Source organism: Rhizobium sp. RAF36, from assembly GCF_052114105.1.
Classification (GTDB): Bacteria; Pseudomonadota; Alphaproteobacteria; order Rhizobiales; family Rhizobiaceae; genus Rhizobium.
In genome coordinates this window covers 585,495-598,166 of record NZ_JBFREC010000003.1, presented here as the reverse complement: position 1 = coordinate 598,166, position 12,672 = coordinate 585,495, and the positions used below count along the sequence as shown (strand labels likewise).

The 12,672-nt window shown below is 60.3% G+C and carries 14 protein-coding genes; 6 read left to right on the top strand and 8 right to left on the bottom strand.

What is annotated here, in order from left to right; all coding sequences use genetic code 11:
- Positions 1-28 precede the first annotated feature (28 nt).
- From AB4Z25_RS14450 to dhaL (AB4Z25_RS14425), 6 genes are all read left to right on the top strand, one after another.
- Positions 29-1,015: a substrate-binding domain-containing protein gene (locus AB4Z25_RS14450; RefSeq protein WP_442208296.1), complete on the top strand. Its 987-nt coding sequence runs from the start codon at positions 29-31 to the stop codon at positions 1,013-1,015.
- A 62-nt stretch (positions 1,016-1,077) separates the two neighbouring features.
- Positions 1,078-1,851, top strand: a complete 774-nt coding sequence (locus AB4Z25_RS14445) for an SDR family oxidoreductase (RefSeq protein WP_442208295.1) — start codon at positions 1,078-1,080, stop codon at positions 1,849-1,851.
- 33 nt (positions 1,852-1,884) lie between these two features.
- The gene (locus AB4Z25_RS14440; protein WP_442208294.1) at positions 1,885-2,877 is read left to right on the top strand and encodes a dihydroxyacetone kinase subunit DhaK; all 993 of its coding nucleotides are present in this window, start codon (positions 1,885-1,887) and stop codon (positions 2,875-2,877) included.
- 11 nt (positions 2,878-2,888) lie between these two features.
- Complete coding sequence (dhaL, locus tag AB4Z25_RS14435; RefSeq protein ID WP_442208293.1) at positions 2,889-3,536, top strand: dihydroxyacetone kinase subunit DhaL; 648 nt, start codon at positions 2,889-2,891, stop codon at positions 3,534-3,536.
- Between the two features lie 201 nt (positions 3,537-3,737).
- Positions 3,738-5,762 carry a bifunctional sugar-binding transcriptional regulator/dihydroxyacetone kinase subunit DhaK gene (locus AB4Z25_RS14430; RefSeq protein WP_112386895.1) on the top strand — a complete coding sequence of 675 codons (2,025 nt, stop codon included), beginning with the start codon at positions 3,738-3,740 and terminating at the stop codon, positions 5,760-5,762.
- Positions 5,763-5,817: 55 nt separating this feature from the next.
- A complete protein-coding gene (gene dhaL, locus AB4Z25_RS14425; protein ID WP_442208292.1) occupies positions 5,818-6,459 on the top strand; it encodes a dihydroxyacetone kinase subunit DhaL in 642 nt (213 codons plus the stop codon).
- A gap of 196 nt (positions 6,460-6,655) precedes the next feature.
- Here dhaL (AB4Z25_RS14425) and AB4Z25_RS14420 read toward each other — a convergent pair whose 3' ends face one another.
- The 8 genes from AB4Z25_RS14420 to AB4Z25_RS14385 form a co-directional block, all read right to left on the bottom strand.
- Positions 6,656-6,877: a hypothetical protein gene (locus AB4Z25_RS14420; protein WP_442208291.1), complete on the bottom strand. Its 222-nt coding sequence runs from the start codon at positions 6,875-6,877 to the stop codon at positions 6,656-6,658.
- Between the two features lie 97 nt (positions 6,878-6,974).
- Positions 6,975-7,169, bottom strand: coding sequence for an MlrC C-terminal domain-containing protein (locus AB4Z25_RS14415; RefSeq protein ID WP_442208290.1), 195 nt, complete (start codon positions 7,167-7,169; stop codon positions 6,975-6,977).
- Between the two features lie 321 nt (positions 7,170-7,490).
- Entirely contained in the window at positions 7,491-8,513 is a 1,023-nt protein-coding gene (gene rsgA, locus AB4Z25_RS14410) for a ribosome small subunit-dependent GTPase A (protein ID WP_442208288.1), read from the bottom strand.
- A gap of 63 nt (positions 8,514-8,576) precedes the next feature.
- Positions 8,577-8,753 carry a hypothetical protein gene (locus AB4Z25_RS14405; RefSeq protein ID WP_442208287.1) on the bottom strand — a complete coding sequence of 59 codons (177 nt, stop codon included), beginning with the start codon at positions 8,751-8,753 and terminating at the stop codon, positions 8,577-8,579.
- Between the two features lie 190 nt (positions 8,754-8,943).
- Positions 8,944-9,693, bottom strand: a complete 750-nt coding sequence (locus tag AB4Z25_RS14400) for an N-formylglutamate amidohydrolase (protein ID WP_442208286.1) — start codon at positions 9,691-9,693, stop codon at positions 8,944-8,946.
- Positions 9,690-11,009: a glutamine synthetase family protein gene (locus tag AB4Z25_RS14395; protein ID WP_442208285.1), complete on the bottom strand. Its 1,320-nt coding sequence runs from the start codon at positions 11,007-11,009 to the stop codon at positions 9,690-9,692. Before AB4Z25_RS14395 ends, AB4Z25_RS14400 begins: the two co-directional genes overlap by 4 nt.
- Entirely contained in the window at positions 11,006-11,650 is a 645-nt protein-coding gene (locus tag AB4Z25_RS14390; RefSeq protein ID WP_442208284.1) for an isochorismatase family cysteine hydrolase, read from the bottom strand. Before AB4Z25_RS14390 ends, AB4Z25_RS14395 begins: the two co-directional genes overlap by 4 nt.
- Positions 11,643-12,539, bottom strand: a complete 897-nt coding sequence (locus tag AB4Z25_RS14385) for a MurR/RpiR family transcriptional regulator (protein ID WP_442208283.1) — start codon at positions 12,537-12,539, stop codon at positions 11,643-11,645. The genes AB4Z25_RS14390 and AB4Z25_RS14385 overlap by 8 nt, the downstream gene beginning before the upstream one ends.
- Between the last annotated feature and the right edge of the window lie 133 nt (positions 12,540-12,672).

Below are 12,672 nucleotides of genomic sequence, written 5' to 3'. Positions count from 1 at the left end.
ACCGGATATCTCTATGGAGGAGAAAAACATGAAGAAACTGATGCTCGCCCTCGTCGCCAGCGCTGCGATCCTTGCCGCGCCAGCGATGGCGCAGGACAAGAAGCTGAAGATCGGTGCAACGACCTACGGCCTCAATGCCGAATTCATGCAGATCTGGTCGGCCGCGCTGAAGCAGCATCCGGCGGTCAAGAGCGGCCAGGTTGAGCTGACGGTATTCGACGGCCGCTATGATGCGCTGGTCCAGCAGGAACAGTTCAACACCATGATCACCCAGAAGTTCGACGCGATCATCTTTGTGCCGATGGACGTCGAGGCGGGTGCCGCAGCTGTTCAGGCCGCCCACGATGCCGGCATCCCGGTTGTCGGGTCCAACGCCCGCGTCAACTCCGATCTCCTGACCTCCTACGTCGGATCGAACGACGTCGAGGCCGGTGAACTGGAAGCCAAGGCCGTTCTCGACAAGATGGGTTGCAAGGGTAACCTCGTCATCCTAGAGGGCCCGATCGGCCAGTCCGGTCAGATCCAGCGCCTCGAAGGCAACGAGAAGGCGCTGAAGGCTTGCCCTGACGTCAAGGTTCTCGAAAAGCAGACAGCCAATTGGTCGCGTGCGGAAGCCCAGACCCTGATGGAGAACTGGCTGACATCGCATCCCGGCCAGATCAACGGCGTCATCGGCCAGAACGACGAAATGGCGCTCGGCGCTATTGAAGCGATCAAGGCCGCCAACCTGAAGGTCGAAGACTTCGCGATCGCTGGCGTCGATGGCGTTACCGATGCAATCAATGCCGTCAAGCGTGGCGAGATGGCGTCGATCCTGCAGGACGCCAACGCACAGGCACAGGGTGCTCTCGACGTGGCCATCAAGGCTGCGAACAAGGACGCCAAGCCGGAATCGGCGATCTGGACCCAGTATCCTGACATGAAGTGGGAAGATGGCGCATCCAAGGACTACCTCGTCCCGTGGACGCCGGTCACCAAGGAAAATGCCGACAAGCTGCTCGAATCCCGCAAGTAAAAAATGCACCGCCGGGGCGGCGTCGCCCCGCCCCGGCATCCACATCGCAAAGGCTTGAAGAGATGACAGACACTGCTCCCCAGATTGACCTTAATTTCCCTCTGACCGGCAAGATCGCGGTCGTGACGGGTGCCGCGTCCGGGATCGGCTCGGCGATATCCGATGCATTGACGGTAAAGGGCGCCACGGTCGCTGTCCTGGATATCAATGCCGATATCGCCAGCGCCAAGGCGGCTTCGCTTGGTCATGGGGCCAAATCCTTCGTCTGTGACGTCTCGCAGCCTGACTCCGTCAATCGCGCCATGTCAGACGTGGTCGCCGCCTTCGGCCAGATAGACATTGCCGTCAACAGCGCCGGCGTCGTGTTCCTGGCGCCTGCTGAAGACCTGTCGCTCGACTATTGGGACAAGACGATCAACATCAATCTCAAGGGCAGCTTTCTTGTCACGCAGGCTGCCGGCCGCGCCATGATCGCCGCCGGTAAAGGCGGCAAGATCATCAATCTTGCGTCGCAGGCTGGCACCGTGGCCATTGAAGAGCACGTGGCTTATTGCGCCTCGAAATTCGGCGTCATCGGTATGTCGAAGACCTTTGCCGCCGAATGGGGCAAGTACGGCATAACCGTCAACACTATCTCGCCAACTGTGGTCCTGACCGAACTCGGCAAGAAGGCCTGGGCGGGCGAAAAGGGGGAGGCCGCCAAGAAGCGGATCCCCACCGGCCGCTTCGCTTATCCCGAGGAAATCGCTGCCGCTGCAGTCTTTCTGGTTTCGGATGGCGCGAACATGATCAACGGCGCCGATCTTCTGATCGACGGCGGCTACACCATTCTCTGAGCCGGAGCGCCAGGACATTTTTAAGGAGATCCCATGCAGCGGTTCGTCAACAATCCCGATCTCGTCGTCGAGGATACAGTCAAGGGCTTCATCAAGGCCCACTCCGATATCGTGCGGCTTGCCGAAAACCCGCGTGTTGTCGTCGCCAAGAACGCGCCTGTGAAAGGCAAGGTTGGCGTGATCACGGGTGGCGGTTCTGGCCACGAGCCCGGTTTCATGGGCTACACTGGCAAGAACATGCTGGACGCCGTCGCCGTGGGCGAGCTGTTCTCGTCGCCGACCGCCAAGAGCTTCCACGATGCAATTCGCGAAGCCAATGGCGGCGCGGGCGTCGTCTGCCTCTATGGAAACTATGCTGGCGACAATATGAACGTGAAGATGGCGACCAAACTTGCCGCCAAGGACGGCATCGAGGTCGCGACCGTCGTTGCCAATGACGACGTCTGCTCGGCACCGCTGTCCGAACGCGAAAAGCGCCGGGGCGTTGCGGGCGAGATCTTCATGTGGAAGATCGGCAGTGCCAAGGCGACCAAGGGCGGCAGCCTCGAAGAGGTTCGCGCCGCGGCGCAGAAGGCGATCGACAATTGCCGCTCGATCGGCGTCGGTCTCGGTCCTTGCACCCTGCCGGCCGTCGGTCATCCGAATTTCCAGATCGAGCCGGGTACGATGGAAGTCGGCATCGGCCACCACGGCGAGCCTGGCGTGCGCGTCGAGCCGCTCAAGACTGCGGTCGAGGTGGCCAAGGACATGTGCAAGATCGTGCTCGACGATCACAATCTTCCGGAAGGCACCGAGGTTGCTGTTCTTGTCTCTGGCCTGGGCGCCACGCCGCTCAATGAACTCTACATTCTCAACGACACGATCGAGAGCGAGATCAGCGGCCGAGGTCTCGTTGTCTACAAAACCTATGTCGGCAATTACTTCACGTCGCTTGAGATGGTCGGCGCGACGCTGACGGTCTTTGCGCTCGATGACGAGACGAAGCCGCTGCTCGACCTCGAAACGTCCTGCACAATCTTGCTTTAGGGAACGGTGACATGCAAAGTTTCAAGAATCCCTCGGCGGGCGCCATCGTTCTTTCAGTGGCCGGCCGTATCGTTGAAAACCGGGCCTATCTCAGCGAGATCGATGGCAAAATTGGCGACGGCGACCATGGGGTCAACATGGCCAAGGGGTTCGGCATGGCGGCCGAGCGTCTGAAAGGGCAGGACTCATCGCTCAGTGGCGCGTTCGAGACGCTGGGCACGTTGCTGATGACCGAAATCGGCGGCTCAATGGGCCCGCTCTATGGCATCATGTTCACCGAATTCGGTGAGACGATCGAGGGCAGGGATATCGTCGATGCCAAGCTATTCAGCCAGATGCTGCATGCTGGCCTGGATGGCATTCAGTCGATCGGCTCGGCCAAAGTCGGGGACAAGACGCTGATTGATGCCTTTGTCCCGGCGGTCAATGCTTTCGACGAGGCGACAGCATCCGGAAAGTCTTTCGCCGATGCGCTCGCGGCTTTGGCGGAAGCAGCCGAAAAGGGGCGCGATTCGACGATCGATCTGGTCGCCAAGATCGGCCGCGCCAGCCGCCTGGGCGAACGCTCTCGCGGCGTTCTGGATGCGGGCGCGACCTCCTGCGCCCTCATACTTAACGAAATTTCAATCGGCGTTGCCAGCCGGCTTGAGGGCGGCTGATCAGACGGTTTGTCTCCCAAGACAGCGCGGCCTCGTCCCATGGCGGCGGGCCGCGCGCCGCGCGGTTGCAATGCGTTGGTATTGGCGGCATCTTCCCGGCAGATCTAAGCGGGAGTTCATTCCAGAGTGGCAGCGGTTAAGACCCAGCAGGCGCGAAAAGCAGGCGCAGGCAAGAACGACCTCGCACAGGCGCCGGACGCCATGCCGTTGCGCTACGGCGACGACCCCTATGTCTGGGCATGCTGGCTCTACTACGAAGACGGATTAACTCAAGGCGATATCGCCGAGGTGATGGGCATATCCCGCGCAACGGTGAACAGCTATCTCGCCGACGCACGTGATCGCGGCATCGTCAACATTGCTATCGAACCGGCACGGCTTGCATCGCTCACCGTTGCGCAAGCGCTCAAGCGGCATTTTGGCCTTGCCGACTGCCTCGTCGTTCCGAGCGAGGACACCGCCAGGCCGCTGATCGACAGGATCGGCGTTGCCGGCGGCCAAGCGCTACATCGATTGATCAAATCGGGCGATACCGTCGCAGTGTCGTGGGGCCGCACGGTGCTGGCGATCAGCGAGCGCGCCGAGGTTCCAGGATTGCAGGATGTCACCGTTGTGCAGGCAACGGGCGGCACGCGCGCAAGCTTCGCCTATACGCCTGAACTCTGCGCCGCGGCGCTGGCCACCGCCGTCAACGGCAAGCTGATCAACATCTCCGCACCCGCCATCGTCTCGGCGAACGCCGTGCGGGAGTCGTTTATGCAAGAGCCGCTGATCGAGAGCCAATTCGGTGCTCTTGCTGGTGCCAACAAGGCGCTTTTTGGCATTTCGTCGCTGCGCCCCAATTCCACCATTCATACCAGTGGCTTCTTCGAATCTGTTCCACTGCAGGATTATCTAGCCAAGGGCGCTGTCGGAGTTGTGGCGGGCCGCTTTATCGACGGCCAAGGCCGCGCGATCGCAGGACCGCTCGACGACAGAACGATCGGCATTTCACTTGAGATGCTGAAGAACATCGATCTGCGCATTGCCGCCGCCGGCGGCTTCGACAAGGTGCCGTCCATTCTTGCGGCGTTGCGCGGCGGCTATGTCAACGTGCTGATTACCGACGCGGCGACCGGCCGCGGCATTCTCAACGCCGATGGCGTGACCGATATCGATCAGCGATCGCCCCAGCGCCTGCGGCCGGAAAGCCAGACGCCTCTACCGCCGGCCGCGCGAACGCGCGTGAAGAAATTTCTCAACGATCCCGACAATGTCGTCGAAGAGATGCTGGATGGCGTGGTGCGCGCCCATCGCAAGTATCTTTCGCCGATCGAAAAATCGCACCGCGCGCTGGTTGCGCGCGACGGACCAAGACCGGGCAAGGTAGGGCTGGTCATCGGTGGTGGATCCGGACATGAGCCGGGATTCCTGGGCTATGTCGGCAAAGGTTTGGCGGATGCCGTCGCGATCGGCAACATCTTCTCGTCACCGCCTCCCATACCCATCCTGCATTGCGCGAAAGCTGCATCCGGCGGCGCCGGCGTTCTTTTCGTTTATGGCAACTACGCCGGCGATGTGATGAATTTCGAAATGGCGGCGGAGATGGCAGAGGCTGCGGGAATTCCCGTGCGAACGGTTCTTACCACCGACGACATCACCTCTTCGCCGATCGAAGACCGGGATGGGCGGCGCGGCGTGGCGGGCAATTTTTTCACCTTCAAGATAGCTGGTGCGGCCTGCGATCGCGGTCTGCCGCTCAATGCCTGCGAAGCCGTGACCCGCAAGGCGAATTTACAGACCTATACGGTCGGCGTGGCGCTTGAGCCATGCTCCATGCCGCAGACGCAACGGCCCAATTTCGAGATCGGCGCCGAAGATATCGAGTTCGGCATGGGCATCCATGGGGAGCCGGGCGTCATTCGCGAAAAGATGATCAGCGCCGATGAGATCGTCGACAGGGTGATGGATCGGATATTCCTGGAGATGAGGGCGGCCAAAGGCAGCCGCGTCGCCGTGCTCGTCAACTCGTTCGGCGGGACGCCGATGATGGAGCTCTATATCCTGTTCAGACGTGTCGAGCAGCGGTTGAGTGCCAAGGGCATTGCGATCGAAGCCAATTGGGTCGGGCACTACTGTACGTCGCTCGACATGGTCGGGGCGTCCATCTCGATCATGGAGCTGGATCAGGAACTGACGGAACTCTTGCACCATCCCTGCGACACCGCGGTGCTGAAGATAACGTAAGATCGGCATGCACCGGCCTCATCATCGGGCGTCTTGTGCACATGGGAGGGAAACAATGGCAGAGAACGATGCGCGCAGGCTCAACCGGATGTTCAATCGGATATCCAGCTTGATCGCGGCAGAAAAAGACTACCTCACCGAGCTTGACGGCGCGATTGGCGATGCCGACCATGGGATAACGATGTCTCTTGGCTTTGGCGCCGTCGCTGGTGAATTGGCACGGTCCGATCTCGACGAGATGCCGCCGTCGGTTGTGATGACAACCGCAGCATCGGTGTTTCTCAACGCCGTCGGCGCCTCGACAGGCCCTCTTTATGCGACAGCGTTTTTACGTTCCGCAAAGGCACTGGAAGGCCGGCAGTCTCTGGACGCTGCGGGCCAAGTCGCCATGTTGGAGGCGATAACGCTTGGCATACAGGAACGCGGGAAGGGCCAGCGTGGCGACAAGACGATGCTTGACGCCTGGATTCCGGCCGCCGAGGCGGCTCGTGCAGCACTCGTGCGCAAAAGCGGGGTAAGGGAACTGTGGCGTGACGTGGTGGTGGCAGGCGAGGGTGGGGCGGAGGCCACACGTTCAATGGTGGCGGTGCGCGGACGAGCGGCGCGGCTTGGCGAGCGATCCCTCGGCCATGTCGACCCGGGCGCGGCTTCTGCGGTTCTGGTTTTGAAAGCGATGATGGAAGTATTCGCGGATTGAGTTGATCAGAGCGGCATTTGTCGCGTGACATCCGATAGCAATGCTCCATCCGATTGGACCGGGAACACAGCTTCAGCGGCTGGAGGCAAAGGGCTTTGTGCGACGGGCTTGCGCGAGAACATACGCCAAATGACCGATTGCAGAGGAAAGCGGGCCAGAGCAAGATTGTCGCCGGTTCGGACGCACCAGCACGATGTCAGGCCAGCGGCTTAATCAGCCGAAGCCTGTTGCCAGGTGCAAACTCAACGATACGGTCCTGCTCCAGGGCTTCGAGCACCGCCGTGATCTCATCCTGCGTAAACCCCGCTGCATTCAAGGGAACCCCGAGTTCGAAAAGGTTGATCGTCACATCCGGATTTCCTTTCATCGCACGGAGCCGTTCGGTTATTGCGGCTTCGGTATCTTCAAACCGGCCCATCTCAACTCTCTGCCCGCTTCATCTCCGGCGGGAACGTAGAGGAAACTGCAGCAATTGTCGCGCTATGGCTTCACATTGCTTCGAGAGCGATGAGGCTTCAGGTGCGATCCAGCGGCCAGATCGGCCGCTTTACATTGACGTAGGGCCGCAACTCCGCGCGCGGCGTGGCCAGAGCGCCGCTGTAGCAGACGACGACCTGGCCGGCGAGTGGCTCGAAGGCGGCGCGGAAATGCTGCATCGACTTCAATACCAGGAATTTCAGCGATGCAGGGTCGCGCCGCGGGACGGCCATGGGACCAATGCACGCGAGTTCGCGTGCCACCTGCCGTTAACAGCACGTTTGACGATTCCGATCTCCTTTCGCTACGCGGTGGTCTGCAGGAGGCATTTTCGTGCGGTCTGGAGATCGTTGCCTTCGATCCCAACCGGAACGATTATCTGCTGCTGCCGATCTTGCGTGGCCCTGCCGAGAAATAAGCCGTGCCGGCGGGGCATGACGGTGGGAAAGATGCGCTGATAAACTTTTGCCCTGCAGCCGCCGAAATACGAATCGAGGCCGGGTCCTGCCAACGCCGCTTACGCGACGCCCGCGATTGCCGCCCGCCACAGGCGTTCAATATTTCTTCTTGCGAACGATCTTGTTGCCGCGTGGTCCGCTCACGACAGGTGTTCGCTCACGGTTTTCCGCAAGCAGGCTGCGCCAGCGTTCCAAGCGATCGGCGGACAGGGCGCCACTTGCAACAGCTGCCTGGACGGCGCATCCGGGTTCATGGGCATGGGTGCAGTCGCGAAAACGGCAAAGCGGCGCCAGCTCGGTGATTTCAGCAAAGAGTGTATCTATGCCGTCGGCAACATCGCTTACGTAAAGTGTTCTTATTCCTGGCGTATCAATGACCCAGCCGCCGCCTGAAATTGCGTGCAGGGATCGAGCCGTGGTGGTGTGCCGGCCCTGTGAATCATATTCCCGGATCGCGCCCGTCTTTTGCTTCGCGTCAGATTCCGACCCCGTCATTGTGTTCACAAGCGTCGATTTTCCGACACCGGAGGATCCCACCAGCGCGACGGTCTGACCTGCGCCGCACCAAGGTCTCAACTGCGACACTGCATCGGCAGAGCGCCCGTTCAGGGCGACGACAGGCACATCCCGTTGTAGCGCCCCGGCTTCCGCCATGAACCTGCCGGCGTCTTCAGTGACGTCGGCCTTTGTCAGTACAATCACCGGGCTACTGCCGGCTTGGATCGCCATGATCAGGTAGCGTTCCAGCCGGGCGAGATTGAAATCCGCATTGCAGGAGGTGACGATGAACAGCGTGTCGATGTTGGCGGCAACAAGTTGCTGGCCACGTCCACCTTCCGGGCATCGTTGAAAGACACTCTTCCGATCGAGACGGCGGACAAGCATACCGGTCAGGGGATCGGCAAGAATCCAGTCGCCCACCGCATATTCAGCGGTGTTGGCGTGGGCTGGAAGTTCAATTCCGGCCGGTCCAGTGACGTCGATTGCCTCAAGACGTGCGCGGTGAACTGAAGCAATCCGTCTGGGGATCAAGTCCGCCTCGCCGGGCTGGACCTGTTTCGCGAAGAACTCAGACCACCCAAGCAGTTTAAGCGGTGACGAAAGGGGGAAGCTGGTCAATCTTGCACCGCATCGGGTAAGGTTGTCACATTCGTTTCTCAATGCTGTTTCGCGGTTTATCGCCTAACGGCGTGGCTGATCCCGCTTTGGCAGAGAGGTTGCGTAAGCTGCAGCCTCGCCGGGATAGGGGAAATCCTCCCCAAGCTGACGGTCACCGTCATAGACCTTGAAGGCAGGCCCATCAATTTCAACGATCTTATAACCGTTCACGTATTCAAACTTCGGTGTTTTCCAACCCAAAAAGTTCTCCAGTACCGTTTCACAGTTTTGAGAATGATACACAACAGCTCATGCCCCGTCGGCTGTCATCTACCACTTGCTGACACAAAATGCGATCAATCATCGCGGCAACGAAGATGAACATTTCAAGTAAGCGCTCTGCCAGGCACTCACATGACCCGGCTGTCCAAGGGTCGGCAACACGCCGGTTTCAGCTCAAAGCCCCGGCGAGATAGGTTGCCCAGCGCGATTGACCATCGGCGGATCCGATCAGGTCTTGGCGGATCTCGACCAGCACGGCATCCAGCCCCCGGTCTTCGCCATGGACAGGGATGGCGTAGTCGCTGATCCGTTCGATCACGTAGGGGACATTCGCTCCTATCCTCAACTTGGTGATCTCCGTCAGGCGGTCGATGATCTGCCGTCCCAGTCCGAACGACTTACCAAACAGGATGCCGGCGTGCCAGGGACGCTGCTCTCCCAGGAACACTGGGGTGAACGAATGGATCGCAATGATCTTCGTTGGCCGTCCTTGCTGCTGGCGCAGGTCGAGATGCCGCGAAATTGCGGCCTGGAACGGCGTGAATATTCTTTCTGTTCTGAGTTGCCTGTCTTCGGCCCCAAGCAGGAAATTGCCGGGAATATCGGTTGCTTCGGATCGCTCGGGAATGCTTGTCGGGCTTCCGGGCGGCCTGTTGAGGTCGATGAGAAGCCGCGAATACTTGCCGATGAAACACGGGGCGTCGAGATGCAATGAAAGCGCGCGGCTTACGGCTTCTGCTCCGATATCCCAGGCGATATGGCGAACCAGGTCTTCGGGCGGTAACCCGAGGCCGTCAAACACCTCCGGAATGTAATTCGAGGCGTGCTCGCAAATCAGCACGATCTCGGACTGGCCTTCGGCGTTGAGCACCTCGACCGGATCTGGCCACGCGTGAAAATCTGATGTGCGGCTGTTCAATAGACCGCCCTGTAGCTGGCGCAGATCGCCCCCTCGTCGAGGCCTTCAAGCGACTTGATTTCGAACGCCTTCATTCCCGCAAAAGTGTCCAGAAATATCTTCGGGAACCATGAGGTGACGACCTGATCGCCTTGCAGTGCATTGAGGGCGTCCTCAAGCGTTTCCGGGAGCCGTCGAAGACCCAGCTCTGCGCGGTCTGCTTCCATCAGTTCGTCGGGGTCGCCGGAGTGAACGGGCGGACAGGGCAGCCGCGCCTTCAGGCCTTCCAGACCGGCGCGAACAATGGCCGCCAGCGCCAGATAGGGATTTGCCGTCGCGTCGGCAGCACGATATTCGACGTTGAAGCTTTTCGCCGGATCGTTGCCGCCGATCGTCACCGTCGGGCATATCCTGAGGGTCGCTTCCCGGTCCTTGTCGCCGAGCCAAGTGTAGGAAGAGCTCCAGTTGTGCGGCTTCAGACGATAGTAGGAGGAGACGCTCGACGCCGTTAATGCGGTGATCGCTGGAAGATGCTTGAGGATGCCGGCGCAGAAGGCGCCAGCCGCTTCCGACAGTCCCGATGGCCCTGAAGCGTCATAGGAGGCCGGTTGTCCATCGGCCCCGACGAGACTGAAATGAATATGGACACCGTTTCCGACCGATGACGGCGATGTCTTCGGGGCAAATGACGCCTTCCAGCCGCGGTTACGGGCGATTTCGCGGATGATCTCTCGCAGAGCGACGGCACGGTCGGCGGCTGCAAGTCCGTTTGACGGTGCATTCGTCACCTCGAACTGGTCTTCCCCATATTCCGAGATGATGACTTCAGGTTTGAGACCGGCTTCGTCGAGCGCCTCCATCACCTGCGAGGCGAAGCCATCCACGCGCCGCAAGCCGGCAAAGGACATCACATGTTCGCGTGGCAGGCCGGCGTCCAGCAGTTTGAACTCGTGTTCGAAAGCGGCAACGATCGTCAGTCCGGTCTGTGCCTTCAGGTCATCGAGAGCATTGGCCAGGATGGTTCTGGTGCAGCATGCCCAGGGCTGGCCGTCCAGTTCCACAAGGTTGCCCGGCACCATATCGAATGGCGTGTCCGCGCCGGTCTTTGCGGTGCGGAATCGGGCTGTCGCGTCCGGCAGCAATCGCAGATCGCCCGAAGAGCCCCACGGATTGGGATGCGCAATGACGTTGAACGGCGTCAGCGAAAGGTTCGCCTGCAGCCAGCCGACGCCGCCCGTAAGCATCTTTTCAAACGCGCTGCTGGCGACAAAGCGGCCCCGGGTCACCGCAGCAATGTCGGTCGTGACGATCCCGGTCAGAGCCCCGGCGCCGGTCATGCAGCCGACCTCGCAGCCAGGCGGTTGACGACCGTATCGGTGTCGGTGACCCAGCAATAGCCACCGAATGCCTTCAAGGCGATGTCATGGCGTTCCTGGGACGCGGCGGCGCAGGCGTCGGATACGCAGGTCACGTAGTAACCGCGATCTGCCGCGTCTCTGACGGCCATGTCGACGCATTGGTCGGTCATGATGCCAGAGATGATCAGGTAGCGGATACCGAGATTCTTGAGAACGTAGTCGATGTTGGTCGAGTTGAAGACGCCGGACGACGTCTTCGGGATGAGGATCTCGTCATTCCTCGGGCCGAGATTTTCAGGAGGAAAGCCCTCAGGGCTGCTTGGCGGGATATGGATTGGCGTCAGCTTGTGATCGAGCGATCTGTCACGGCCATCATCCGTCAAGCTCTGGATGATCGTGTGCAACACCTCGATGCCGTTCGCTCTTGCCGCTGCAAGCAGGCGCTCGTTGTTCGGAATGGTGACCGATGCCGTCTGGCGGTAGAAATAGTGATCGGGACCACGCTCCGGATGATCGGGATCGAGCCCCGGTTCCAGCCAGATGCGCTGCATGTCGACGAGCAAGATCGCCGTTTCGCCTGGGACGTAAGGGGCATCCCGCCTCAGAAGTGGGCTAGGCATCGCTTGTGGTACCTTTCGTGCGCTTGGGGCCGGGTTGGGTGGAGCTGACATTGTCGGCGCCATCGAGCGTGACGGCATTGTAGGCACGCACAGCTTCGAGGCTTTCAACGCGCCTGCGCGTCGCATCGTCGAGCGAGGCGAGAATTTGTGCTACCAGCGCCTCGATCTGGGCCACGGCCGGTGCCAGCGTGTCGTAGGGCGAAGGGACGTCCAGAGGACAGATGATCGTGACTTCGGCATGTTCGGCAATCGGCGAGAGCCACTGATCGGTAAACAGGATGACGGATGTTCCGCGATCGGCGGCCTGCGAGGCAAAGGCGATGACGTCGTTCTGATATCGCCTGTAGTCGAAGGCGATCAGCACATCGCGCTTGCCATAGTCGACCAGAATGTCGAACGACTGTGCGGAAAGCGTGCCGATATCCTGCACGTTCGGCCGAAACTGCGACAGATATCCGGACAGCATTCCGGCGATGTGGCGGCTGAAGCGGCCGCCGACCAGGCCGACGCGTCCCTTGGCCGCCATGATGATCTTGGCGACCTTATCATAGGTATTGCTGGGCGTCGCGCCGATCGTCTTGTCGATGGTCTCGGAGACAGCGTGAAGATAGGCCTCTGCAATGCCCTGGACCGCGCCATCGTGCCTCTTTGCCTCCATCATCAGCAATGGAGAATGGAGACGGGCCTCGACTTCCGACAGCAACCGCTTCTGCAAATCGGGAAAACCCTCAAAGCCAAGCTTGACCGCAAGACGAACGACAGTCGCATCGCTGACGCCTGCCTTTTTGGCGAGATTTCCGGCCGTACCAAGGCCGGACGCCGGATAGTCGGCCAGCAGAATCTGCACGATCCGTTCTTCCGACGGCGTCAGCACCAGCTTTTGATCCAACAGCAATGTCCTGACGTCCGTCACGGCTGCTTCCCCCTGAAGTTCAATCTGCGAAATACAGTAAAATGGCAAAATGTGAAAGGAATTTTTCAGATTGTCCTTTCTGCGGCGCCGTCCCCGTTTCTTGTCGATC

Bases quoted from the DNA above. Each gene is read 5' to 3' on its own strand.
- AB4Z25_RS14450 (WP_442208296.1), top strand. From the start codon at position 29: ATGAAGAAACTGATGCTCGCCCTCGTCGCCAGCGCTGCGATCCTTGCC.
- AB4Z25_RS14445 (WP_442208295.1), top strand. From the start codon at position 1,078: ATGACAGACACTGCTCCCCAGATTGACCTTAATTTCCCTCTGACCGGC.
- AB4Z25_RS14440 (WP_442208294.1), top strand. From the start codon at position 1,885: ATGCAGCGGTTCGTCAACAATCCCGATCTCGTCGTCGAGGATACAGTC.
- dhaL (WP_442208293.1), top strand. From the start codon at position 2,889: ATGCAAAGTTTCAAGAATCCCTCGGCGGGCGCCATCGTTCTTTCAGTG.
- AB4Z25_RS14430 (WP_112386895.1), top strand. From the start codon at position 3,738: ATGCCGTTGCGCTACGGCGACGACCCCTATGTCTGGGCATGCTGGCTC.
- dhaL (WP_442208292.1), top strand. From the start codon at position 5,818: ATGGCAGAGAACGATGCGCGCAGGCTCAACCGGATGTTCAATCGGATA.
- AB4Z25_RS14420 (WP_442208291.1), bottom strand. From the start codon at position 6,877: ATGGGCCGGTTTGAAGATACCGAAGCCGCAATAACCGAACGGCTCCGT.
- AB4Z25_RS14415 (WP_442208290.1), bottom strand. From the start codon at position 7,169: ATGGCCGTCCCGCGGCGCGACCCTGCATCGCTGAAATTCCTGGTATTG.
- AB4Z25_RS14395 (WP_442208285.1), bottom strand. From the start codon at position 11,009: ATGACCGGCGCCGGGGCTCTGACCGGGATCGTCACGACCGACATTGCT.
- AB4Z25_RS14390 (WP_442208284.1), bottom strand. From the start codon at position 11,650: ATGCCTAGCCCACTTCTGAGGCGGGATGCCCCTTACGTCCCAGGCGAA.